Genomic DNA, 24,507 nt, shown 5'->3' with positions numbered 1-24,507 from the left:
TGTTTTCAGCGTGACTCGGCGGCGTCCATCGCGGCCAGGATTCGTTTCTCGGACACCGGGCCGGCAGTGCCCAACGTCTGCGCGAACAGGCTGATGCGCAGTTCTTCCAGTTGCCAGCGGATGTCCCGGACGTCCGGGTCGTCGCGGCGCGCCGCCGGCAGGGCGGTGCGAAACTGCGCGTACTCGCGGGACAGCTGGGTCACCGTGCCCATCCGGGCTTCGTCCCGAACCGGGTCGGCGGGCAACCGTTCCAGGCGGCGGGCTATGCCGCGCAGATAACGGGGGAGTTGCCCCAGGTGCGCCGCACCGGTCGCGGTGACGAAGCCCGGGAACAGCAGCCCGTCGTACTGCGCCCGCATGTCCGTCACCGGCGCGGCGAACGGCCCGCGGGCCGCGGCCGCCAGGGCGGTGTCCACCTCCTGAGCCACTGTCAGAATCGTGCCCACATTGGCAACCACGCGCCGTAAACCGGCGGGCAGCTCCGCCCGCACCGCCTGTACCAGGGCAGCGAATCCGGCCGCGTCCCGGGCCGGTCCACCGTGCGCGGCCATGATGGCGTCCACCGCAGCGTCGGCACAGTCGGCTAACAACGTCGCACCGGTCGCGTGCGGCGCGGCGGCCAGCGCCAGCTTCGCGGGATTCGACAACTCGCCGAGCACGGCCTTGATGGGCGGTGGCACCTGCGTCTGCACCAACCGCCGGGTACCCGACCACATGGCGGCCCGGGCGGTCTCGGCATCGGTGAGCACGCGCAGCGCCACCGTGCCGTTCTCGTCGACCAGCGCCGGGTAGCCGCGTACCACCTGTCCGTCGCGCAGCTGCTCGTGGGTGTCCGGGATCGCCCCACCGGCCGCGCCGGTGGGTGGCCAACCGCGCAGCCCGGTGCGCTCCAACGCGTCGGTGCCCGCGGCCACCAGCTCCTGCAGCGCGGGCTCCAACTCGTTGCGCAACGCGGCCAGGTCTTTGCCCACGGCGAGCACCGCGCCGGAGTCGTCGCACACCCGGAAGGTCGGGCGCAGGTAGCTCGGCACCCGCGACCAGTCCCAGTCCTCGGGGTCGATATGCACGCCGTTGCGTTCGCCGAGTTCGCGCTGCAGGACCACGGTCAGCGATTCCCCGCGGGTGGGGTCCAGCCGGGGGAGCACCGCGGCGGCGTAGGTGGTCGGTGGGGTGAAGCTGCGCCGCATCGCCTTGGGCAGCGCCCGGATCAGCGCCACCACCAAGTCCTCGCGCAGACCGGGCACCTGCCACTCGAAGCCGGAGCCCCGCACCCGGTTGAGCACCGACAGCGGCACGTCGACGGTAACCCCGTCGAACTCGGTACCGGGCAAGAACTCGTAGTGCAGCGGCAACTCCAGCGCGCCCTGGCGCCAGGAGTCGGGGAAGTCCTCGACCCGCACCGCCTCCGCGGCCGCGGCGTGCAGCAGCGCCGGGTCCAGGTCCAGCAGGTGCGGATGCTCGCGCCGCTCGTTTTTCCACCAGGCGTCGAAGTGCCGCGCGGAGACCACGTCGGCGGGCACCCGCGCGTCGTAGAAGTCGAAGACCTGGTGGTCGTCGATCACCAGCCCGCGCCGCCGGGCGCGTTCCTCCAGCTCTGCGGCCTGCGCGCGCAGTTGCTGGTTGTGCGCGAAGAAGCGGTGGTGGGTCGTCCAATCACCCTCGACGAGCGCCGCGCGCAGGAACAGCTCCCGACACAGGACCGGGTCGATACCGGCGTAGTTGACCCGCCGGCCCACCACCAGCGGCAGGCCGTAGAGGGTGACCCGTTCCAGCGCCACCACCGCCCCGCGCTTGCGTTCCCAGTGCGGCTCGGCGTAGTTGCGGGTAACCAAGTGCCCGGCGGCTTGCTCGATCCACTCCGGCTGCACCCGGGCCACGGTGCGGGCGAACAGCCGCGCGGTCTCCACCAATTCCGCGGCCATCACCCACCGCGGTGGCCGGCGGGCCAGCGCCGAGCCGGGGAACACCGCGAACCGGGTGTTGCGGGTGCCGAGGAACACCGTGCCGCGGCCGGTCTCCGGCGCCGCCGGGTCGCGCATGCCCACCATCGTGACCAGCCCGGCGAGCAACGCCCGGTGCACCTGGTCCTCCGGTGCGGACACCGACTGCCAGCGCAGCCCGATGCCTGCCGCCAGCTCGCGCAACTGGGCCACCAGGTCCTGCCACTCCCGCACGCGCAACCAGTGCAGATGCTCACGGGCACACAAGCGGCGGAACGCCGCGGAGCTCATGGCCCGCTGTTGTTCGCGCAGGTAGCGCCACAGATTCAACCAGGCCAGGAAATCTGATCCGGGATCAGCAAACCGGGCGTGCGCGGCGCGAGCGGCGTCGAGCTTGTCGGGTGGGTACTCGCGCGGGTCCTGGATGGACAGCGCCGCAGCGATGACGATCACCTCGCGCAGCGCGCCGAGGGAGTCCGCCTCGACGATCATCCGGCCGATGCGTGGATCCACCGGCAGTGCGGCGAGTTTGCGCCCCACCTCGGTGAGCTTCGGTGCACCGGTGGCCGAGGCCACCGCGCCGAGTTCGGCGAGCAGCAGCATGCCGTCGGCGATCGCCCGGCGGTCCGGCGGTTCGAGGAAGGGGAAGTTCTCGATGGCGCCCAGCCCCAGCGCGGTCATCTGCAGGATCACCGAGGCCAGGTGGGTGCGCAGGATCTCCGGCTCGGTGAACTCCGGGCGGCCCGCGAAGTCCGACTCCGAGTACAGCCGGATGCACACGCCGGGCGCGACGCGACCGCAGCGCCCGGCGCGCTGGTTGGCCGAGGCGCGGGAGATGGGTTCGATGGGCAGCCGCTGCACCTTGCGACGGGTGCTGTACCGGGAGATGCGGGCCGTGCCGGCGTCCACCACGTACCGGATGCCCGGCACGGTCAGCGAGGTCTCCGCGACGTTGGTGGCCAGCACGATGCGCCGCCCCGGGTGAGGTGCGAACACGCGGTGCTGATCGGCGATCGACAGCCGCGCGTACAGCGGCAGGATGTCCACCGCCGGCGTCACCCCGGACAACGAGGCGCGCAGCGCATCGGCGGTGTCCCGGATCTCTCGCTCCCCGGACAGGAACACCAGGATGTCGCCGGGTTTCTCCCCGAGCAGTTCCTCGACGGCCGCGCACATCCCGGTGGCCTGGTCTGACGGTTCGTCGTCGCGGCCCGAGGCGGTAGCCGAGGGCCCATCAACACCGTCGTCCGGCACCAACGGCCGGTAGCGGATCTCCACCGGATAGGTGCGCCCGGATACCTCGATGATCGGCGCGGGTTGCCCGTCGCAGGTGAAGTGACGGGCGAAGCGATCCGGGTCGATGGTGGCCGAGGTGATGATCAGCTTGAGGTCCGGGCGGCGCGGCAACAGTTGGTGCAGATAGCCGAGCAGGAAGTCGATGTTCAGGCTGCGCTCGTGCGCCTCATCAATGATCAGCGTGTCGTAGCCGAGCAACAGCCGGTCACGTTGGATCTGCGCGAGCAAGATGCCGTCGGTCATCAACCGCAGCAGCGTGTTCTCGCCCGCCCGGTCGGTAAACCGCACGGTGTACCCGACCAGCTCGCCGAGTTCGATGCCCAGCTCCTCGGCGACCCGGTCCGCCACCGTCCGCGCGGCGAGCCGGCGCGGCTGGGTGTGCCCGATTTGTCCGCGGATGCCCCGGCCCAGCTCCAGGCAGATCTTCGGGATCTGCGTTGTCTTTCCCGAGCCGGTCTCGCCGGCCACGATGACCACCTGGTGCGCGGCGATGGCCGCGGCGATCTGCTCCCGCCGGGCACTGATCGGCAGGTCGTCGGGATAGTGCACAGACGGCACCGAGTCGCGGCGTGCGGACAACCGTGCAGCGCCGGCCTCGATGTCGCGCGCCAGCGCGGCCAACGCCGCGTCGTCGGAGGCACCACGGCGTCGGGCGAGGCGATCCAGCCGGCGACCCAGGTGATGAGCCTCACGCAGGCTCAGGGAGTCCAGTGCGGCGCGCAACTCCCCGATCCCTGCCATGGCAGGGCCAAACCTTACGTCAGTACACGCCGCCGGTTCTGCGGGCGATGAATAGTGGCCACCGGCGGGAGCCGGTCGGCGAGGTTGTTCCAGTGGGCGTTGGCCGCCGCGTCCACGGCGCAGCGCTCTTCAATGGCGCTGCGCGCGTTGGCCAGCGACCCCCGGTGGATCGGTTCGGAGAGCAAGGTGAGCGTGGCATCGAACGCCAGCGCCGTGATCGCGCCGATTCGAGTGCGCGCCTCGAGGATCATCCCGATCTCCTCTCCGGCGCGTGAGCGCCGCCACTGGGCCGACGGGAAGCCGTCACGTTAACCCCGATGGACGCTCACCACAATGGCCGTCGGGCGTGGCGGCGGCGTCACTTCCTTGTGAATTCCGCGTGAAGCGTCCAGGTTCCCGACACTATGCGGAATGCCTGTTCAACAAGGGTTTGTGGGCGGCAAGGGGAGGGCAAGTTCCGTCGTTCGACAGCCCCGTGGAGCGAGGTCGGACGGCTGTGGTGTGACCAGTCTCATGATCGTCATCTGACGCCATGTCAAAACCTGGCGCAAACCTCACACATCTACGCGGGAACCCGGGCACACCCTCCGCAGCGGGCATGGAACGCCCGGGGTCCCCGGTGCGTCTGAGTTCGAACGGGTGACCCGGGGGGGCACCCCATTGATGTGGGGTGAGTGGGTTTGGCCAGCGTGTCGAGCGTCCGCCGGCGACGGGGGATTGCGGCGCGAGCCGTCCAAAAGCCGGGGATTCGCCGCACGCTGCGCGTGCTGGGCCTGGTGGCGAGTCTCGTCGGCCTCACTGTGCTGTTGCTCACTCGCACCGACGCCCTGCACACCACGGTGACCGGCCCGGTCCATCTGCCGTGGTGGAGCATGGTGGTGATGTTCGGCGCGGCCGAGATGGTCGTGCTGCACCTGCAGATTCAGCGGGAGGCGCAGACCGTCTCGCTCTCGGAGATCCCGTTGGTGATCGGCCTGTTCATGGCCGCCCCGTCGGACCTGTTGATCGGGCGCATCGTCGGGTCGTTCCTGATCTTCACGCTGCAGCGTCGGCAGGCCGCGATCAAGGTGGTGTTCAACACCGCGTTGGTGGCCGCCAGCGGCAGCCTTGCGCTGGCCGTGTGGTCGTTGACGTGGAGCCGGATCGAGGTCGGCCCCGAGGCCTGGGCCGGGGTGTTCGCCGCGGTGATCGCGGCCGGCACCTTCGACGCGATCGCCACCACGATGGCCATCGGTTGTTATGAGAGCAGCGTCAAACTGCACCTGCTGCTGCGTGAGATCGCCGCCGCCGGTGTGCTGGCCGCGGGAGTGGGCACCATCGGCCTGGTCGCGGCCACCGCGATCAGCTACGACGTGCGTGCGGCGTTCCTGGTGGAGGCCGCAGGCGCCCTGCTGCTGCTCGGCTATCGCGCCTATGCCTCGTTGCGCGAGCGGCACGAGAGCCTCGAGCAGCTCTATCACTTCTCCGAGGTGGTCTCCGGCGCGCACGACGTGGACACGGTGCTGCGTTCGGTGCTGGAACAGGCCCGGCAGTTGCTGCGCGCGGACCGCGCCGAATTCCTGGCCTTCGCCTTCCCGTCCAGCCTGGCGCCGGTGCGCATGACGTTGTTGTCCGACGGCGTGCAGCAGGTGGCCGGCCCGGACGAACCGATGTCCGTCGACCCGGTGGTGGAGCGGGTGCGCGCGGAGCGTCATTCCATGCTGCTGGCCCGCCACACCAAGGACCCCGCGCAGCGCGCCTACCTGGACGCCAACGGCCTGCGCGAGGCGATCCTGGTGCCGCTGCACATGGACGGCGCGATCGTTGGCACGCTGTCCGTGGCGAACCGGCTGGGTGAGGTGCGCGGCTACGACGCCGGTGATGTGCGGTTGTTGGACACGGTGGCCAACCACGCCGGTGTGGCCCTGAAATCCGGCAGCCTGATCGCCCGGCTGTCCCACGAGGCGCACCACGACACGCTCACCGGCCTGCCCAACCGGCACCTGCTGCAGCAGGAGCTGGACATTGCGATCTCCGCGATCCGCACCGGCGCCTCGGCCGGTTGCGCGGTGATGATCTCCGACCTCAACGGGTTCAAGGAGGTCAACGACACCCTGGGCCACCAGCACGGCGACGAGCTGCTGCGCAACGTGGCGCGCTCCTTCGTCGGCGTCGCCGCCGGTCGGGCGCTGGTCGCCCGGCTGGGCGGTGACGAGTTCGCGGTGCTGATCACCGACGTCGACGACCCGGAGCGGGCCACCGCGTTGGCCGGCGAACTGGTCGGCGCGCTGGGTCGTCCGGTGCGCATCGACGGGGTCAGTGTCGAGGTCAGCGCCTCGGTCGGGGTGGCCATGGCGCCGATGCACGCCGAGGACGCCTCCGGGCTGCTGAAACGCGCCGACGTCGCCATGTACGCCGCCAAGGCCAACGGCGGCGGCGTCCGCCTGTACGACGAGGGCCTGCAGGAGGCCGCCAACCCCAGCCGCCTGACGCTGGTCTCCGACCTGCGCGCGGCGATCAAGGACGGCGGCATCGAGGCCTGGGTGCAGCCCAAGGCGTCGCTGGCCGACGGCTCGGTGGCCGGTGTGGAGGTGCTGGCGCGCTGGCGGCACCCGGTGGACGGTGTGCGCGGCCCCGCCGAGTTCCTGCCGGTGGCCGAGGCCAACGGCATGATCGGCGCGCTGACCGAGGCCATGCTGGACGCGGCCCTGTCCGCCTGCGCGAGCTGGCACGCCGCGGGCATCGGCGCCGGCGTGGCGGTCAACGTCTCGCCGCGCAGCCTGAAGGACCCCAGCTTCCTGCAGACCGTGTCCGCGGCCCTGGCCCGGTACGGCACCGACCCGCATCTGCTGACCATCGAGATCACCGAAACCAGCCTGATGGCGGACAGTCCGCAGGCCGTTGACCTGCTGCTACGGCTGTCCGCGCTGGGTGTGCGGCTGTCCATCGACGATTTCGGAACCGGCTACTCCTCGTTGGCCTACCTGCGCCGACTGCCGGTGGACGAGGTCAAGTTGGACCGGGAGTTCATCTCGCGGATCGTGGCCGAGCCCAAGGTGCTGATGATCGTGCGCTCGATCGCCGACCTGGCCCGGAACATGGGCATCTCGATCGTGGCCGAGGGCGTGGAGGACGAGGCCACCTGGAATGCCCTGGCCGAGCTCGGCGCGGGTGCCGCGCAGGGCTACCACCTGGGAAGACCGATGCCGGCCGCGGAGTTCCCGGCCTGGCTGGAGCGCTACAACATCAACCTCGCGGTGCGCGGTGTGCCCGGTCCGCTGCTGCCGCGCGGTCGTCGCGGGCGCAGCGACGCGGCGGCCTGATTCGTCCTGCGCGGGCCGTTCAGCGAAAAAGCGGCGCGTCGAGGTTGTTCTGGTGGGTCCGGGTTGGGCACAATTGCGCCGCATCACCAGCTCTCCGGGGCCATGGCGAGATCGCAGGGGAAGGCGTATCTCGGCCGTAGCAACATCCTGGAGGAACTCGGTGACGATCACCCGTGGGGTGCTTTACGTGCACTCTGCTCAGTCCGCCATGTGCGCCCACGTCGAGTGGGCAGTGGTGGGAGTGCTCGGCGTCCAGGTCAAGTTCGACTGGACACCGCAGCCGATCGCGCCCGCGCAGTGGCGCACCGAGCTGTCCTGGCAGGGAGAGGCCGGCACCGCCGCCGAGCTGGCCTCCGCGCTTCGGGCGCACCAGGTCCGCTTCGAGGTCACCGAGGAACCGTCCGCCGGTCACGAGGGCGCCCGGTTCAGCAGCACGCCCAGCCTGGGTGTCTACCACGCGGTGATCGGCGTGCACGGCGACATCATGATCAACGAGGACCGGCTGCGCGCCGCGGTGCTCCGGTCGGAGGAGACCGAGGATTGCGACCTGTCCGACGAAGTCGATCTGTTGCTCGGCCAACCCTGGGACGACGAGCTCGAACCCTTCCGGCACGCCGGCGCCGGCGCCCCGGTGCGCTGGCTGCATCAGGTCGGTTGAGCCGAGTGGTTGAACCGGTCTGGGGAGTCGCTGTGAAAGCCGTCCGCGGGTGTATGAAACCGGCCCCTGAGGGCAGAAAATCGGTGGGACGCGAAGTCCTCCCCTGAACGTGGCCGCATGGCGCCCGCCCGGTGTGTACTCCTTGACCCGGCTGGTTCCTGACGCGGCCACACCACGTGAGACGCAGAGCCGGGCGTGCGCGCCCGGCTCTGCGTCGTGATGATCTGCCGGGGCGTCATAAAGGGATGTTGTTGTGCGCACCGCGGGCCCCCGGAGCGCTCGCCAGGGCCGCTGCTACCGCGGTACGGGTGCGTGCGGGGGCGATGACCTCGTCCACCGCGCCGGCCGCCAGGGCTGCGTTCAGGCCCCCGGTAGCGGCGTGTTCGGCGACCAGGCGTTCCTCCAGCGCGGGACGTTCCGCCTCGCTCGCGGCCGCCAACGCGCGACGGTGCAGGATGCGCACCGCGGCCAGTGGCCCCATCACCTCCAGCGCCGCGCCGGGCCAGGCGAACACCCGGGTGGCGCCCAGCGAACGGGAGTTCATCGCGATGTAGGCACCGCCGTAGGCCTTGCGGGTCACCACGGTCACCCGGGGCACCGTGGCCTCGGCGAAGGCGTGCAGCAGTTTGGCGCCGCGGCGCACCACCCCGTCCCACTCCTGGCCCACGCCCGGCAGGTAGCCGGGCACGTCGACCAGCACGGCCAACGGGACGCCGAACGCGTCGCACATGCGCACGAAGCGCGCCGCTTTCTCCGCCGAGGACCAGTCCAGGCAGCCACCGAGCCGCAGCGGATTGTTCGCCAGCACGCCGACGGTGCGCCCACCGAGCCGACCCAGTGCGGTGACCAGGTTGGGTGCCCAGTGCTCGTGCAGCAGCACCGCGCTGTCCGCGTCCAGCAGGCGAGAGACCAGCGGCGTGACGTCGTAGGCCCGGCGCGCGGATTCGGGCAGGCCGGCGGCCAAATCCACGTCGTGCACCGGGGTGTCGAACGAGCGTTGGTCGGCGAGCAGCCCGACCAGGTTGCGGGTGACCGTGAACGCCTCGTCCTCCTCGGCCGCGGTGTAGTGCACCACGCCGGAGCGGCGGCCATGTGGCTCGGGTCCGCCGAGTAGGTCCGCACCCGCGTGCTCGCCGGTGACCGTGGCCACCACGTCCGGTCCGGTGACGAACACCCGCCCGGCCGGGGCCATCACCACCAGGTCGGTCAGCGCGGGACCGTAGGCGGCGCCCCCGGCCGCCGCGCCGAGCACCAGGGACACCTGCGGGATGCGCCCGGAGGCCCGGGTCATCGCCGCGAATACCCGACCAACCGCCTCCAGACCCGCCACGCCCTCGTTGAGCCGGGCTCCGCCGGAATGCCACAGCCCGATCACCGGGCAGCCCTCTGCCAGCGCGTGGGCGTATGCGGCGCTGATCACCGCGCAGCCGGCCACGCCCATGGCACCGCCGGACACCGCGGGATCGGCGGCAAAGGCCGCCACCGAACACCCGTGCACGGTGCCGGTGACGGCGCGGAAGCCGTCGTCGCCGGACCCGCCCAGGGGCTGGGCGGAGCCGGCGTCGAGGAGATGAGCGAGCCGGGCGTTCGCGATGTCGGCCGGCTCTCGGCCGTTGGTCACCGTGGGCGGCTCAGGAGGTGAAGACCAGGCAGACGTTGTGCCCGCCGAAGCCGAACGAGTTGTTCAGTGCGGCGATGTCGCCCGAGCGCAGGGCGCGCGGTTCGACCCGGACCAGGTCGATGGTGGCCTCGTCGTCCTGGTCGTCGACGTTGATCGTCGGCGGCACCTTGCGTTGCTTGATCGCCAGGGCGGTGAACACCGACTCGATGGCGCCCGCGCCGCCGAGCAGGTGGCCGGTCATCGACTTGGTGCCGGTGACCACGATGTTGTCCACGGCGTCGCCGAAGACGGCGCGCAGCGCGAACACCTCGGCGATGTCGCCCTGCGGGGTCGAGGTGGCGTGGGCATTGACGTGCGCCAGGTCCGCGACGGTGAGCTTCGCGTCCTCGACGGCGAAGCGCAGTGCCCGGGCCACCCCGTGGCCCTCGGGGTCGGGCTGTGCGACGTGGTGCGCGTCGGCGGTCCGGCCGGCGCCGGCCAGCGTGCAGTAAATCTTGGCGCCGCGGGCTCTGGCGTGCTCCTCGGACTCGAGCACCACGCAGCCGGCGCCCTCGCCGAGCACGAAGCCGTCGCGGGCCTTGTCGTAGGGGTGCGAGGCGCGCTCGGGCTCGTCGTTGCGGATGGACATGGCCTTCATCGCGGCGAACGCGGCGATCGGCAGCGGGTGAATCGCGGCCTCGGTGCCACCGGCCACCACGACGTCCGCGCGGCCGCTGCGGATCATCTCCAGGCCCATGGCGAGCGCCTCGGCGCCGGACGCGCAGGCGCTGACCGGGGTGTGCACGCCGGCCTTCGCGCCGATCTCGAGGCCGACCGCGACCGCAGCGGCGTTCGGGATCAGCATGGGGATCGCCAGCGGCGAGACCAGTCGTGGTCCCTTGTTGTTGAGGGTGTCGTAGGTGTTGAGCAGGGTGATGATGCCGCCGATGCCGGTGGCGACCACGACGCCGAGGCGCTCGTTGTCCACCCCGATGGCCTCGCCGCCCGCGTCGGCCCATGCCTCACGCCCGGCGATCAGCGCCAGCTGGCTGCCGCGGTCCATCCGGCGGGCCTGCACCCGGTCCAGGACCTCGCTCGGTTCGACGGCGATCCGGCCGGCAATCCGGACGGGCAGTTGCTCGGCCCAGTCCTCGGTCAGCCCCGCGATGCCGGACGTGCCGCTGAGCAGCGCTTCCCAGGTGGACGGCACGTCCCCACCGACGGGGGTGGTCGCACCCAGACCGGTGACGACGACAGTGGTGTTGCTCATCTCTGCCTACTCCTCCCGGGCGACACGTGCGGCCTGCCCTGCCCTGTCAGCCGGGGCGGGCCGAGGGATCGCGGCCCGCCCGTGATGGTGCGTCAGGCGTTCGCGGCGATGAACTTCACCGCGTCGCCTACCGTCTCCAGGTTCTTGACCTCGTCGTCCGGGATCTTCACGCCGAAGCGCTCCTCGGCCGCCACGATGACCTCCACCATGGACAGCGAGTCGATGTCCAGGTCCGCGATGAAGGCCTTGTCCGGCTGGACGTCCTCGGCGGGGATGCCGACGATCTCGTTGACGATCTCGCCCAGGCCCTCGACGATTTCGGCCTCGGTCACAGCTGCCATCTCGGTGAACTCCTCATGGTGTCGGTGCGGTGGATTGTGCAGTCGGCACAACGGTGTGCGTGGTGCTAGGGAATTGTGACCACCTGCGCGGCGAAGCTCAGGCCGGCCCCGAAGCCGATCAGTAGTGCGGTGTCGCCGCTGCGGGCCTCACCGCGTTCCAGCATGGTCTCCATGGCCAACGGGATGCTGGCCGCCGAGGTGTTACCGGTTTCCGCGATGTCGCGGGCGATATTCACGTGGCTGGGCAGCTTAAGTGCCCGGGCCATGGCGTCGGTGATACGCATGTTGGCCTGGTGGGGGATGAAGGCGTCCAGGTCGTCGAGGGTCAGGCCGGCCGCCTCGACGGCTCGGCGGGCCACCGGGGCCATTTCGAAGGCCGCCCAGCGGAAGACCTGCTGTCCGTTCATGGTCAGCCAGGCACGCTCTCCCGCGGTGGCCTTCTTCACCCAATCGCCGTCCATGATGATGGCCGAGGCCTGGGCACCGTCCGCGCCCCAGACCACCGGGCCGACGCCGGGAGTGTCCGCGGGACCGAGCACCGCCGCGCCGGAGCCGTCGCCGAAGATGAACGCGATGCTGCGGTCGGTCGGGTCGACCAGCGGGGAGAACTTCTCGGTGCCGATGATCAACGCGTACTCGGCGGCACCGGAGCGGATCAGCGAGTCACCCAGGGCGACCCCGTGGCAGAACCCGGCGCAGGCGATGTTCACGTCGAAGGCCGCGGCTGCGGTGGATCCCAGCCGGTGCGCCACTTCCGGCGCCGCGGCCGGGATCTGCACGGTGGTGGTGCAGGAAGCCACGATCACCAGGCCGATCTGCTCCGGGCTGATGCCGGCCGCGGCGATGGCCTTGCCGCCCGCGGCCACCGACATGTCCTGGATGGTCTCCTCGGGCGCGGCGAAGCGGCGAACGGCGATGCCGGAGCGGGAGCGGATCCACTCGTCTGTCGAGTCGATGTGCCGGCAGATGTCGTCGTTGGTGACCACCTGCGCGGGCCGATAGCCGCCCACGCCGAGCAAGCGGCTGTAGGCGGCGCCCTCGCCGGTGCGGATCCGACCGGTCATGACGGTCCTCCCTCCCGTAGCAGCTCACGGGCCGCGTCGAGATCCTCCGGCGTCTTCACTGCGACGCCGGTGACCCCGCGCATGCCGCGCTTGGCCAGACCGGTCAGCGTGCCGCCGGGCAGAAGTTCGATCAGTCCGGTGACGCCGAGGTCCATCATCGTCGTCATGCACCTATCCCAACGAACCGGGTTGGACACCTGGTTCACCAAGTGGGTGAGGAACTCCGCGCCGGTGGCGACCACCGCTCCGTCGGCGTTGGACAGCAGCTTGGTGGTGGGGTCACCGGGGGTGATCGAGCCGCTGAGGTCGGTCAGGTGATGCACCGCGGAGGACATGTGCGCGGTGTGGAAGGCGCCGGCCACTGACAGCGGGATCAGTCGGGCCTTCTCCGGGGCGTCGGCGGCCAGCGCGGCGAGCTGATCCTTGGTGCCCGCGGCCACGAGTTGGCCCGCGCCGTTGTCGTTGGCCGGGATCAGGCCGTGTTCGGCGAGCTTGGCCAGCACCGCCTCGCGGTCCCCACCGAGCACCGCGGTCATGCCGGTGGGGGTGATCGCGGCGGCGGCGGCCATGGCCCGGCCGCGCTCGCGGACCAGCACCATGGCCTGCTCCGCGGTCAGTACGCCGGCCGCGGCGGCCACGGTCAGCTCGCCGACACTGTGTCCGGCCAACAGACCCACGCCGGCGGTGCCGCCGTCCGGGAGCAGTTCGCCGAGCGCGGCCAGGCCCGCGGCCACCAGCAACGGTTGGGCGACCGCGGTGTCCTTGATCTCCTCGGCGTCGCCCTTGGTGCCCAGCGCCACCAGGTCCAGCCCGCTGACCGTGGACAACCACTCCAATCGGGTGGCGACGGCGGGCAGCTCCAGCCAGGGAGCGAGGAATCCGGGGGTCTGCGCGCCCTGTCCGGGCGCCACGATCGCAAGCACAGGTCCACCATCTCGCCTACTGCCGCGTACTGCCGTACCGGGCGCCACCAAGTTGGCTGGACCGACTTGTAGAGATCCTACAATTCGGGCTCGGTCGGTTCGAGTCTGCCCAGCGTGAGCGCTATACGCAGGGTGAACGCCGAGCGGGAATTCGTGGGGACAAGGCCGGTGACGTCAGTCACACGGCGTAGTCGATAGCGGACCGTGTTGGGGTGAACGAACAACATCCGGGCGGTCGCCTCCAGGGAACTCGCGAGTTCTAAAAACGCCGTTACGGTCTCCAGCACCGACGCGCCCGCCTCGGTCAGCGGCCGGTACACCTCGTCCACCAACTGCCGCTTGGCGCGCTCGTCGCCGGCGATGGCGCGCTCGGCCAGCAGGTCCTCGGCGGCCACCGGGCGGGGTGCCTCCGGCCAGGCCGCGGCGGCCCGCAGGCCGGACAGCGCGTCGGCCGCAGATCGAGCCGCGGCCGCCAGGTCGGGCACCGCCGACCCGACCACCACCGGCCCCGGTCCGAAGGCCGGGGCGAAAATCGTGGCCGCCCGGCCGGCATCCTCGGTGCCGCCGACGATTACCACCAGACGTTCGCCCTGCACGCCGGCGAGCACGTCCACCTGCGCGTGCCGGCCGATGCGGTGCACCGCCTTGGCCACCACGGCCGGGTCCTGGCCGGGCGTGCTGCCCACGATCACGGCGACCGAGCCGGGCTGCGACCAGCCCAGCGCGGCGGCCCGGGAGTGCAGTGCCTCGTCGGGTTCGTCGCGCAAAATCGCGTCCACGATCACCGCCTCCAGGCGGGCGTCCCAGGCGCCGCGGGTCTCCGCGGCCGCGGCGTAGATCTGCGCTGCGGCGAACGCCAGTTCGCGGGAGTAGCGAAGCAGCGCGGTGTGCAGCCAGTCCGCCTCGCCGGGCGCGGCCAGTTCTTCGATGCGGCCCTCGATCACGTCCACGGTGATCCGGACCAACTCCACGGTCTGCAGCAGGGACACCGCCCGGGTCATCTCCGGCGGGGCCGCGGAGAACACCTCCACCGGCAGCCGCGCGCCGCGGTGCGGGTCGTCCAGCCAGGCGCAGAAGTTGTTCACCCCGGCCTGCACGATCAGCCCGATCCAGGACCGGCTCTCCGCGGCCATCTCCCGGTACCAGGGCAGTTCGTCCTGCATCCGGTCCAGCGCAGCCGTGGAGATCATGCCGGAGGCGGCGGTGACCCGGCGCACGGTGCGCGGGTGGTCGTGGGCGGAGGTGGATTTCCTCGCCCGGGGCGGCGCCGGCATGGGCGAAGCGTAGCCGGCTACGTTGCTGGGGTGAGCGAGCTTGCGAGCGATCAATGAGCACAGTGCGACCGGGCCTCATGCCGCTGCCGAGGAACGAGGCAGCGGTATGAGCGATCGGGACCCGTTGGCCGACCTGGGGCAGATCGCGTTCCTGCTGGAGCGGGCGCACGAACCGACCTACCGAGTGAGGGCCTTTCGCAATGCCGCTGCGGTGATCGCCGCGCTGCCCGAGGGCGAGCTGCAGGCGCGCGTCGCAGCGGGCACGCTGGAGGAGTTGAAGGGGATCGGCGAGGCGACCGCGGGCACCATCACCGAATCCTTGGCGGGCACGCTGCCGGGCTATCTCGCGAAGCTGGCCGCGCGGGCGCCCGCGTCGGTGGCGCCGGGTGGGGAGGCGATCCGGGCCGCGCTGCGCGGAGACCTGCACTCGCATTCGGACTGGTCGGACGGCGGCAGCCCGATCGAGGAGATGGCCGGCACCGCCGCGGATGTGATCGGGCATTCCTACCTCGTGCTCACCGATCATTCCCCGCGATTGACGGTGGCCAGGGGGCTGACCGCGGAGCGGTTGCGCCGACAGTTGGACGTGGTCGCCGAGATCAACGAGCGGCTGGCGCCGTTCCGGCTGCTCACCGGGATCGAGGTGGACATCCTCGAGGACGGTTCGCTGGACCAGGACCCCGAACTACTGGCCCGGTTGGACGTGGTGGTGGCCAGTGTGCACTCCAAGCTACGCATGGACGCCGAGTCGATGACCCGTCGCATGGTGATGGCGATCGCCAACCCGCACACCGATGTGCTCGGCCACTGCACCGGGCGCATCGTCGGCCGGCATCCCGAGGCGGTAGCCGAGGGATCAGTGGGGCAGTCGGACGGTAAGCGCGGCGGTAGTCGCGGCCGGCCGGAGTCGGAGTTCGACGCGGAGCTGGTGTTCGCTGCCTGTGCCCGCTTCGACGTGGCAGTGGAGCTCAACTCCCGGCCGGAGCGGTTGGACCCGCCCAAGCGGCTGATCCACATCGCCGTCGAGGCCGGCTGCCGGTTCGCCATCGACTCCGACGCGCACGCGCCGGGGCAGCTGGACTGGCAGCCGCACGGCTGTGTGCGTGCGGTGCAGTGCGGCCTGACGCCGGATCAGATCGTGAACACCTGGGACGTCGACGAGCTGCTGGCCTGGGCCGGCCGCAACCGCTGAGGCCGGGTCAGGACGCCGTCGCGGTGGGCGGCGGGCAGTAAGGCGTCGCCGATCCATTGGGTCCACCACCGGCCAGGTCCGCGGCGGCGACCCAGCCGCGGTCCAGTTGCACCCAGGATTGCGCCAGGTCCCGGCAGGTGACCCGGGCCAGCGCGCCCAGCGGCAACGTGCCGCCGGTGTCGTAGCCGGGGCCGGGACCGCTGCGGGTGATGGCGCCGTCGCTGCTGGCCACCGGGCTGGCGTAGGTGCACTCGGGCAGGTCCTTGGCCGCGCCGCCCGCCACCCGTGAGTCGTCGAGGTAGGTGCCGTCGGTGAGCTTGTCCCAGGTCGGTCGCCCGGCGGCCCGCACCTGGCAGACGACCTCCGCGGCGGTGCCGGTCTCCAGCGAGTTCACCCGGGCGGCGGCCACGTCCGGAGCCCGGTGCGACGCGGTGTCCGCCGCGGTGATCGGGAAGCTGCGGGCCACGGTGGCCACCGGGGCGTCCACCAGGTCGGAGTCGATGGCCATGGTCACGCCACCGTGCCGCTCGGTGTGGTCGCCGCGGTACTGCTTCATGCGCTGGCGGTGCGGCCAGGCGGCGTCCGGGATGCCCGGCCAGCTCTGCAACGACCGGGCGCGGTCCCAGCGGGCCAACCACACCGCGTCCGGGCGGGTCAGATCGACCTCGGCATAGCGGGCGGCGGCGTCACCCAATGCGGCGCGGCTGCTGCCGTACATGCCGCCGAGGTAACCGCGGCGGTGCAGTTCCTGCGTCCACCCGGACAGGTACCTGGCCACCGTGCGGGCGCAGGCGGAGTCGGCGGGGTCGTAGCCCTCGATGTCGGCGTAGATGGCGCTGCCGGGCAGGATGCCCAGCGCCCGGGCCGCGGAGACCGCACCCGCGGCCGCGGCGGTGCCCTCTTCGGTGGCGTGCTTGCTGCGCATCGGCTTCTTCTTGCGGTTGTCCCGGCAGGGGGCCTGCAGGCCCATGTCGATCGGGATCAGGTGCCAGCCGACCGCGGTGGTGGAGCGCACCCAGGACGGCGTGAGGTTTATCTGCTCCGCGCAGCCACGATTGCGCCCGGACAGGTAGATGCCGACGCCGCGGTACGGGGAGTCCAACCAGGCGTCCATCGCCTTCAGGCTGGGCGCCTCGCAGGTGTCGAAGGCCTTGCCGGTGAAGGTGGTCACCGAGGCGCCGGCGGGGTAGCTGGGGCCGGGATCGGAGCGGTCCGGACCGGCCTGGGCATCCGGGCCCGCGAACACCGCGGTGGCCGCCCCGCCGACCAGCAGCAGGGCGGCGAGGGTGTTCACCGCCCGGTCCCGCCGATGCGCCAACCGCGGCTTGGCCGCGCCCGTGACCGGGGAAATCCGGGTGGTGCCCGCCATGAAGTGACGCCTTCCGATCGCGCTCTTGTCGCGCGCATCAGACTAGGCGTCAGAGTGACCCATGTGACGGATGTGACAACCGTGGCGTGTCCTGGCCTGCCCGCCCAGCGCAGATGGGGGGTGGGTCAGGTTGCGCCGCCGGCCTCCTGCGCGGTGGTGGCGGTGACGTCGGCCAGGCGGTAGCGCTCCAGCGCCTCGCGGACGGTCTCCGGTTTGACCTCGCCGCGGCGGGACAGGTCGGTCAACGTCTGCACCACGATCGACTGGGCATCGACCTTGAAGTGCCGACGCAGCGCGGCCCGGGTGTCCGAGCGACCGAAACCATCGGTGCCCAGCACGGAGAACTCCGGCACCCACCGGGCGATCTGGTCGGGCACCGCCTTCATCCAGTCGCTGACCGCGACCACCGGGCCGGGTGCACCGTGCAGCATTCGGGTCACGTGCGGTACCCGAACCGGCTCGTCGGGGTGCAGCAGGTTGTGCTCGTCGCACTCCACGGCGTCCCGGCGCAGCTGCGTCCAGGACGTCGCCGACCACACGTCGGCGGCCACGCCCCACTCCTGCGCGAGCAGGTGCTGGGCGTCCAGGGCCCAGATCATCGCCGGCCCGGAAGCGAGGATCTGCGCCCGCGGGGCGCTCTCGGCCACCGCCGGGGCGGCCGCGTAGTGGTACAGCCCGCGTAGGAGGCCGTTTACATCGACGTTCGCCGGCTCGGCCGGCTGCGGGTAGGGCTCGTTGTAGACGGTCAGGTAGTAGAAGACGTTCTCGCCGTGCGGGTGCTCCTCCGACGCCCCGTACATCCGGCGCAGGCCGTCCTGCACGATGTGCGCGATCTCGAAGCTCCACGCCGGGTCGTAGGACACGCAGGCCGGGTTGGTGGAGGCGAGCAGCAGCGAGTGGCCGTCCTCGTGCTGCAGGCCCTCGCCATTGAGCGTGGTGCGACCGGCGGTGGCGCCGAGCATGAACCCGCGACCCAGCTGGTCGGCGAAGGCCCACAGGGCGTCGCCGGTCCGCTGGAAACCGAACATCGAGTAGAAGATGTACATCGGGATCATGTGCTCGCCGTGCGTCGCGTACGCCGTCCCGGCGGCCACCAGGGAGCCGACCGCGCCGGCCTCGCTGATGCCCTCGTGCAGGATCTGGCCCTGCTCGGATTCCTTGTAGGACAGCAGCAGCTTGCGGTCCACCGCCTCGTACGTCTGGCCGTGCGGGGAGTAGATCTTCGCGGTCGGGAAGATCGCGTCCAGGCCGAAGGTGCGGGCCTCGTCGGGGATGATCGGCACGAACCGGTGGCCGATCTCCGGGTCCTTGATCAGGTCCTTGAACAGCCGGACGAAGGCCATCGTGGTGGCCACCGACTGCTTGCCGGAACCGGCCTTCAACTCGGCGTACATGTCGTCACCGGGCAGCTTGATCGGCTTGGGGTGGGCGACCCGTGCGGGCAGGTAACCGCCGAGCGCGCGGCGGCGGTCCTGCAGGTACTGGACTTCGTCGGAGTTCTGCCCCGGGTGGTAATACGGCGGCAGGTCCGCCTCCAGCGCGGCGTCGGTGATCTCCAGGTGCAGCCGGTCGCGGAACTCCTTGAGGTCGGCCTTGGTCAACTTCTTCATCTGGTGCGTGGCGTTGCGTGCCTCGAAGCTTTTCAGCGTCCAGCCCTTGATGGTGTGCGCGAGGATCACCGTGGGTTGTCCGACATGTTCGGTGGCGGCCTTGAACGCCGCGTAGACCTTGCGGTAGTCGTGCCCGCCGCGGGACAGCTTGGTGAGCTGATCGTCGGTCAGCTGTTGAACCATCTTGCGCAGTCGCGGGTCGGTGCCGAAGAACGTCTCCCGGATGTAGTTGCCGTCCTCGGTGGTGAATGTCTGGAACTGTCCGTCCGGGGTGGTGTTCATCGCGTTGACCAACACGCCGTCCACGTCTGCGTGCAACAGCGGGTCCCAGTCCCGGCCCCAGATCACCTTGATGACGTTCCAGCCGGCGCCGCGGAAGTAACTCTCCAGCTCCTGAATGATCTTGCCGTTGCCGCGCACCGGGCCGTCCAGGCGCTGCAGGTTGCAGTTGATGACGAAGGTGAGGTTGTCCAGCTCCTCGCGGGCGGCCAGGCCGATGGCGCCCAGCGATTCCGGCTCGTCCATCTCACCGTCGCCGAGGAAGGCCCATACCCGACTGCGCGAGGTGTCCTTGATCTGACGGTTCAACAGGTACCGGTTGAACCGGGCCTGGTAGATCGCGTGCAGCGGGCCCAGGCCCATGGACACGGTGGGGAACTCCCAGAAGTCCGGCATCAACCGCGGGTGCGGGTAGGAGGGCAGCCCGCCGCCGGGGTTGGTCAGCTCCTGGCGGAAGCCGTCGAGCTGCTGCTCGGAGAGTCGGTCCTCGAGGAACGCGCGGGCGTAGATGCCGGGGGAGGCGTGGCCCTGGATGAACACCTGGTCGCCGGACTCGCCGCCGGTCTTGCCGCGGAAGAAGTGGTTGAAGCCGACCTCGTAGAGGCTGGCCGAGGACGCGTAGGTGGCGATGTGCCCACCGACACCGATGCCGGGGCGGTTGCCCCGGGAGACCATCACCGCGGCGTTCCACCGGATGAACGCCCGGATGCGCCGCTCGACGAACTCGTCACCGGGGAACCAGGGCTCGGCCTCGGTGCCGATGGTGTTGATGTAATCCGTGCTACGCAGACCCGGCACGCCCACCTGGCGTTCCCGGGCGCGCTCCAGCAGGCGCAGCATGAGGTAACGGGCTCGGGCCCGGCCGCCGGTGTCGACGATGGCATCCAGCGACTGCAGCCACTCCCTGGTCTCCTCCGGATCGACGTCCGGCAACTGGCTGGGCAGCCCGTCGGAGATGACCGAGAAACGTTCGCGTCCTGTCGTCAACGCAGCGTCCTGTTCTGTTCGGGTGCCTTCCGCTGGTCGAGCGGGGCGGCGGAACTTGCTTGGTTTGCCTCCCATCGTTGTCCCTGCCGGCCTCCGATGCACTCCTACCCCCGGGTAGACGGGTGTGTCCTCGGTCATCCCCAGCACCGGCGCCACGGAGGCTCGGTACTTGCGTCGGGGCGTCAGGCGCGGTGGACTACCGCGCAGCAGCGTCGGCTGCGAGTTCTTTTCAGGAGGGTTCTTCCGTGAGCGCGAGCGCCGAGGGCGCGGGGGGTGCGGCCCCCGGGCGTCTCGGGTTCACCGCCGGTCAGGTTGTCCAGGAGCTGGGTTACGACGACGACGTCGACGACGACCTGCGCGCCGCGATCGAGGACGCCATCGGCGGCGAACTGGTCGATGAGGACTACGACGACGTCGCCGACGCGGTCCTGCTGTGGTGGCGGGACGGCGACGGGGACCTGGTGGACACCCTGGTGGACGCCCTGACCTCGCTGGCCGACGGCGGCGTGATCTGGGTGCTGACCCCCAAGGCCGGCCGCGACGGACACGTCGAGCCCAGTGACATCGGCGAGGCGGCGCCCACCGCCGGGCTGTCCCAGACCAGCAGCATCTCGGCCGCCCGGGACTGGTCGGGTACCCGTCTGGTGGCCCCGAAGGCGGCCCGCAAGACCCGCTGACGGCACGCCGGCTAATCTGTCCGCCATGAACCACGGGGCGGATGCGGTCGAGGTGGGGGCGTCGGCACCGGATTTCGGGCTGCGCGATCAGCACAACGTGGTGGTCTCGTTGTCGGACTTCCACGGCCGGGCGGTGCTGCTGGTCTTCTACCCGCTGGCCTTCACCGGCGTGTGCGCCGGTGAGCTCAACCTGATCCAGGCGGACCTGGACGTGCTGCAGAACGATCAGGTGCAGGTGCTCGCGGTGTCCGTGGATTCGCCGTACACGCTGCGCGTGTTCTCCGACGCCGAGGGCCTGAAGTTCCCGTTGCTGTCGGACTTCTGGCCGCACGGCGGTACCGCGCAGGCCTACGGGATTTTCGACCCCGAGGCCGGGGTCGCCACCAGGGCCTCGTTCCTCATCGACCGCGATGGCGTCGTGCGCTGGAAAGTGCTCAGCGACCTGTCCCACCCGCGCGACCACGCCGCTTACCTCGAGGCAATCGCTACTGTGACGGGCGCAGAGGGCGCATAGCTCAGCGGTAGAGCGCCGCGCTTACAACGCGGTGGTCACAGGTTCGATCCCTGTTGTGCCCACTCTCAAGCACCCCGCTGCACGGTTAGAGCTCGGTCCACCACTCGTGCGAGCCCGCCTCGGCGGTGGTGCTGCGCTGGCCGGGGATGGACGACTGCGCGCCCTGACGGAAGCCGCGGATGGTCTCGATCGAGGCGCGGGTGTTGAACACCAGCGCGAACACGACGCCGAGCACGAGCAGGTGCAGCAGCAGCACGAACGCAGTCAGCACCAGGGCCGCGAGGCCACCGCCGCCATGACCGCTGGTCCAGTTCCACGTCCCGGCGATGACGCCCAGCGGATCCAGGAACTTGCTGATCACTGCCCAGTCCTCTCTGAAAAAGCTGCGTCGAAGCGATGTCCGATTCGACGCAGCACGCGCCGGCGCGGATTCGGTCGTTCGGTCCGAGTTGCATCAGCCGAACGGCTGAGACGGGTTGGGACGTTCGGGTGGCCTTCGTCCGATTGCGGGCGCGTCGGGAATTCGATGCGCGTATCCCGGAACCGTCGGCCCCGATCCGTGCGTCGGATCAGGGACACATTCGGGGGAAGGTGGGGCACGCGAATGGCCGTTCTCGGTCTGCACCGGGCGGCGCGCTCCGACGCCCCGGCGCGGCTGTGGATCCCGCGCCAGGTGGCCGCCGAGTGGGACGTGCTCGGGGCGCCGGCCCGCGCCATGCGTGTCGACCCGCTGAACGTGATGCTCGCGTTGGTCAACTGGATGGTGCTGCTCCTGCTGCTCTGCGGCTTCCTGCTGGCCCAGACGCTGCCGCTGGACTCCGCGCTGACCGGTACCGCTGCGTCCTGCCCGCCCGGCGCGCAGACCTGCGCCACCGCGCCGCAGCACACCGCCAAGTGATCCTCGCGGGGCCCGGGGCCCCGCTCGTCAGCCTGTAATCTCACCGGCGTGTCCGACGCCGAACCGCCGCGGTTGCGCGATGTCCTCGCCGTCCTGGACCAGCTTTACGACCCGCGCACGGCCGCGTCCTGGGACGCGGTGGGCCTGGTCTGCGGGGATCCCGACCAACCCGTACGCCGGGTGCTGTTCGCCGTCGACCCGGTGACCGCGGTGGCCGAGGAGGCGCGTGCCTTCGGCGCGGACCTGCTGGTCACCCATCACCCGTTGTTCCTGCGCCCGGTGCACGGGGTGCCGGCGACCACGGCCAAGGGCCGCGTCGTGCACCGCCTGCTGACCGCCGGGTGCGCGCTGTTGGTCGCGCACACCAACGCCGACGTGGCCCGGCCCGGCGTTTCCGACGCGCTGGCCGCGGCGCTCGGTCTGCCGGCCGGGAAACCGATCGAACCGGAGCCGGGTGCCGCGCTGGACAAGATCGTCACGTTCGTGCCGCACCCGCAGGCGCAGTCGGTGCTGGATGCCCTGGCCGCGGCCGGCGCCGGCGCGATCGGGGACTACGACCGCTGCGCGTTCACCGTCGAGGGCACCGGCACGTTCCGTCCGCTGGCCGGCGCCTCTCCCACGATCGGGCAGGTCGGGGCCGTCGAGACGGTCGACGAGACCCGCCTGGAGATGGTGGCACCGCGGGGGAGTCGGGCGGCCGTGGTGGCGGCGCTGCGCGCCGCGCACCCCTACGAGGAGCCGGCCTTCGATGTCACCGAGCTTGCCCCGGAGCCGTCGGCCTGCGGGATCGGACGGATCTGCGAGTTGCCCGCTGCCGAGCCGCTGTCGGCATTCATCGAGCGCGCGGTGCGCGGGCTGCCGCGCACCGCCACCGGGGTACGGGTGGCGGGCGACCCGGACCGACCGGTGCGCCGGGTAGCGGTCTGCGGTGGGGCCGGGGATTCCCTGTTCGGGGCGGTGGCCGCGGCCGGGGTGGACGTCTATCTGACCTCCGACCTGCGTCATCACCCGGCCTCGGAGGCCCTGGAGGCCGGCGGCCCGGCGCTGGTGGACGTCGCGCACTGGGCCGGGGAATGGCCGTGGCTGAACGACGCGGCGCGGGCGCTGTGCGCCGGGTTGGCGCAACGCGACCCGGCCGGCGCGACTACGGTGGAGACCCACATCTCCACATTGTCGACCGACCCGTGGACCTCGCACGGTGCGTGAGGAGGAGCCCTGAACGTCGCGCTCTCCGACCAATGGCGGTTGCTCGACCTGGCGGATCTCGACTTCCGGCTGGACCGGCTGGCCCATCGTCGGGACACGCTGCCGGAGACCGCGACGTTGGCGGTGCTGACGCGGCGTCAGGCCCAGGTGGCGGACCTGCTGGTGGCCGCCCAGACCGAGGATTCCGACGTCGGCCGGGAACAGCTCAAGGCCGAAGCCGACGTTGAGGCGGTGCGCAGCCGGGCGGTGCGCGACCAGCAGCGGCTGGATGCCGGTCAGGTGAGTTCGGCCAAGGAGCTGGAGAGCCTGTCCCACGAGATCGTCAGCCTCGCCCGGCGACAGGCCGAACTCGAGGACACCGTGCTGGAGATCATGGAACGCCGGGAGGCCGCCCAGACCCGGGCGGCGGAGCTCGCCGCCGAGCGCGACACCATCGCCGCGGACCTGGTGACCGTCCGGGCCGCCCGCGATGCGGCGTTGGCCGAGATCGAGTCCGAGTCCGCCACGTTGGGTGGGGAGCGTGCCACGCTGGCCGGGGGCCTGTCCGGTGAGTTCGTGGCGTTGTACGACAAGATCCGCGCCGCAACCACCGGCGGGGTGGGCGCGGCCGCGCTGCGCCGGGGCAGCTGCGAGGGCTGTCGCATGCAGTTGTCCACCACCGACCTCAGCGTGATCAAGGCCGCCCCGGAAGATCTGGTCATCCGCTGCGAGGAGTGTCGACGAATCCTGGTCCGCGTGGCCGATTCGGGTCTGTGATCGATTGATGACCGGTCGACGGTTGGTCGTGGAGGCCGATGGGGCCGCCCGCGGCAATCCGGGCCCGGCGTCCTACGGCGCCGTGGTGCGCGACGCGGACACCGGTGAGGTGTTGGTGGAACGCGCCGCGACGCTGGGCGAGACGACCAACAACGTCGCGGAGTACTCCGGCCTGATCGCGGCACTGGAGGCCGCGTTCGAACTGGACCCGGCGGCCCGGGTCGAGGTGCGGATGGACTCCAAACTGGTCATCGAACAGATGGCCGGGCGCTGGGCGGTCAAGCACGCCAACCTCAAGCCGCTGGCCACGCGTGCGCGTGCGCTGATCCCGACCTCCGACCGGGTCAGCTGGACCTGGATCCCGCGTGCGCAGAACGGGCACGCCGATCGGCTGGCGAACCTTGCCCTGGACGGTGAGTCCGCCGAGGTGCTCGTCCCGCCCTCCGGTGACGAGGTGACGGTCCGCACCGACGCCGCCCCGAAGATCATCGGCTGGGCCCGCGACCTGGGCACCATCACCACGTTCCGGTTGCTGCGCCACGGGCAGACCGAACACACCCTGCAGCGCCGGTTCAGCGGCGGTTCCAGCGACCCGGCGTTGACCGAGGTG

The 24,507-nt window shown here is 71.0% G+C and carries 20 protein-coding genes and 1 tRNA gene; 10 read left to right on the top strand and 11 right to left on the bottom strand.

Annotation, left to right across the window (positions count from 1 at the left end; all coding sequences use genetic code 11):
• Positions 1-5: 5 nt before the first annotated feature.
• Both hrpA and VGJ14_09695 read right to left on the bottom strand, forming a co-directional pair.
• Complete coding sequence (gene hrpA / locus VGJ14_09700; GenBank protein HEY2832687.1) at positions 6-3,977, bottom strand: ATP-dependent RNA helicase HrpA; 3,972 nt, start codon at positions 3,975-3,977, stop codon at positions 6-8.
• Between the two features lie 14 nt (positions 3,978-3,991).
• On the bottom strand, positions 3,992-4,228 hold the full coding sequence (locus VGJ14_09695; protein HEY2832686.1) for a hypothetical protein: 237 nt from the start codon (positions 4,226-4,228) through the stop codon (positions 3,992-3,994).
• Between the two features lie 423 nt (positions 4,229-4,651).
• Here VGJ14_09695 and VGJ14_09690 point away from each other — a divergent pair, with 423 nt between their 5' ends.
• Together VGJ14_09690 and VGJ14_09685 are read left to right on the top strand one after the other, a co-directional pair.
• Positions 4,652-7,279, top strand: coding sequence for an EAL domain-containing protein (locus VGJ14_09690; GenBank protein HEY2832685.1), 2,628 nt, complete (start codon positions 4,652-4,654; stop codon positions 7,277-7,279).
• A gap of 166 nt (positions 7,280-7,445) precedes the next feature.
• Positions 7,446-7,937, top strand: coding sequence for a DUF3145 domain-containing protein (locus VGJ14_09685; protein ID HEY2832684.1), 492 nt, complete (start codon positions 7,446-7,448; stop codon positions 7,935-7,937).
• A gap of 235 nt (positions 7,938-8,172) precedes the next feature.
• On the opposite strand, the gene VGJ14_09680 is transcribed toward VGJ14_09685, so the two are convergent.
• From VGJ14_09680 to VGJ14_09655, 6 genes are all read right to left on the bottom strand, one after another.
• A complete protein-coding gene (locus VGJ14_09680; protein HEY2832683.1) occupies positions 8,173-9,558 on the bottom strand; it encodes a carboxyl transferase domain-containing protein in 1,386 nt (461 codons plus the stop codon).
• Between the two features lie 10 nt (positions 9,559-9,568).
• Positions 9,569-10,807, bottom strand: a complete 1,239-nt coding sequence (fabF, locus tag VGJ14_09675; GenBank protein ID HEY2832682.1) for a beta-ketoacyl-ACP synthase II — start codon at positions 10,805-10,807, stop codon at positions 9,569-9,571.
• Positions 10,808-10,899: 92 nt separating this feature from the next.
• Positions 10,900-11,148: an acyl carrier protein gene (locus VGJ14_09670; GenBank protein ID HEY2832681.1), complete on the bottom strand. Its 249-nt coding sequence runs from the start codon at positions 11,146-11,148 to the stop codon at positions 10,900-10,902.
• A gap of 65 nt (positions 11,149-11,213) precedes the next feature.
• A complete protein-coding gene (locus VGJ14_09665) occupies positions 11,214-12,212 on the bottom strand; it encodes a beta-ketoacyl-ACP synthase III (GenBank protein HEY2832680.1) in 999 nt (332 codons plus the stop codon).
• Positions 12,209-13,135 (bottom strand): ACP S-malonyltransferase, encoded by a 927-nt coding sequence (locus VGJ14_09660; protein HEY2832679.1) that lies wholly within the window; start codon positions 13,133-13,135, stop codon positions 12,209-12,211. Before VGJ14_09660 ends, VGJ14_09665 begins: the two co-directional genes overlap by 4 nt.
• A 77-nt stretch (positions 13,136-13,212) precedes the next feature.
• A complete protein-coding gene (locus VGJ14_09655; GenBank protein HEY2832678.1) occupies positions 13,213-14,409 on the bottom strand; it encodes a helix-turn-helix domain-containing protein in 1,197 nt (398 codons plus the stop codon).
• A gap of 106 nt (positions 14,410-14,515) precedes the next feature.
• On the opposite strand from VGJ14_09655, the gene VGJ14_09650 reads away from it, so the two are divergent.
• Positions 14,516-15,601 (top strand): PHP domain-containing protein, encoded by a 1,086-nt coding sequence (locus VGJ14_09650; protein HEY2832677.1) that lies wholly within the window; start codon positions 14,516-14,518, stop codon positions 15,599-15,601.
• A 7-nt stretch (positions 15,602-15,608) separates the two neighbouring features.
• Here VGJ14_09650 and VGJ14_09645 read toward each other — a convergent pair whose 3' ends face one another.
• Both VGJ14_09645 and aceE read right to left on the bottom strand, forming a co-directional pair.
• The gene (locus VGJ14_09645) at positions 15,609-16,970 is read right to left on the bottom strand and encodes a DUF1906 domain-containing protein (GenBank protein HEY2832676.1); all 1,362 of its coding nucleotides are present in this window, start codon (positions 16,968-16,970) and stop codon (positions 15,609-15,611) included.
• Positions 16,971-17,095: 125 nt separating this feature from the next.
• A complete protein-coding gene (gene aceE, locus VGJ14_09640; GenBank protein HEY2832675.1) occupies positions 17,096-19,816 on the bottom strand; it encodes a pyruvate dehydrogenase (acetyl-transferring), homodimeric type in 2,721 nt (906 codons plus the stop codon).
• 275 nt (positions 19,817-20,091) lie between these two features.
• Between aceE and VGJ14_09635 the strand changes: the two genes are divergently transcribed.
• The 3 genes from VGJ14_09635 to VGJ14_09625 all read left to right on the top strand — a co-directional run bounded on the left by VGJ14_09635 (position 20,092) and on the right by VGJ14_09625 (position 21,099).
• The gene (locus VGJ14_09635) at positions 20,092-20,523 is read left to right on the top strand and encodes a DUF3052 domain-containing protein (GenBank protein HEY2832674.1); all 432 of its coding nucleotides are present in this window, start codon (positions 20,092-20,094) and stop codon (positions 20,521-20,523) included.
• 25 nt (positions 20,524-20,548) lie between these two features.
• On the top strand, positions 20,549-21,037 hold the full coding sequence (locus VGJ14_09630; GenBank protein ID HEY2832673.1) for a peroxiredoxin: 489 nt from the start codon (positions 20,549-20,551) through the stop codon (positions 21,035-21,037).
• Positions 21,028-21,099 (top strand) — tRNA-Val (locus VGJ14_09625). The genes VGJ14_09630 and VGJ14_09625 overlap by 10 nt, the downstream gene beginning before the upstream one ends.
• A gap of 23 nt (positions 21,100-21,122) precedes the next feature.
• Here the strand turns inward: VGJ14_09625 and VGJ14_09620 are convergent.
• A complete protein-coding gene (locus VGJ14_09620; GenBank protein ID HEY2832672.1) occupies positions 21,123-21,398 on the bottom strand; it encodes a hypothetical protein in 276 nt (91 codons plus the stop codon).
• Between the two features lie 243 nt (positions 21,399-21,641).
• Between VGJ14_09620 and VGJ14_09615 the strand changes: the two genes are divergently transcribed.
• From VGJ14_09615 to VGJ14_09600, 4 genes are all read left to right on the top strand, one after another.
• Entirely contained in the window at positions 21,642-21,935 is a 294-nt protein-coding gene (locus tag VGJ14_09615) for a hypothetical protein (protein ID HEY2832671.1), read from the top strand.
• 48 nt (positions 21,936-21,983) lie between these two features.
• Positions 21,984-23,141: a Nif3-like dinuclear metal center hexameric protein gene (locus tag VGJ14_09610; GenBank protein HEY2832670.1), complete on the top strand. Its 1,158-nt coding sequence runs from the start codon at positions 21,984-21,986 to the stop codon at positions 23,139-23,141.
• 39 nt (positions 23,142-23,180) lie between these two features.
• On the top strand, positions 23,181-23,897 hold the full coding sequence (locus tag VGJ14_09605) for a C4-type zinc ribbon domain-containing protein (GenBank protein HEY2832669.1): 717 nt from the start codon (positions 23,181-23,183) through the stop codon (positions 23,895-23,897).
• A 7-nt stretch (positions 23,898-23,904) separates the two neighbouring features.
• Positions 23,905-24,507: reverse transcriptase-like protein (locus tag VGJ14_09600; protein HEY2832668.1), on the top strand; the 603-nt coding region annotated here is incomplete at its 3' end.

It is taken from the genome of Sporichthyaceae bacterium (assembly GCA_036493475.1).
Classification (GTDB): Bacteria; Actinomycetota; Actinomycetes; order Sporichthyales; family Sporichthyaceae; genus DASQPJ01.
This window is presented reverse-complemented; position numbering and strand designations above follow the sequence as displayed.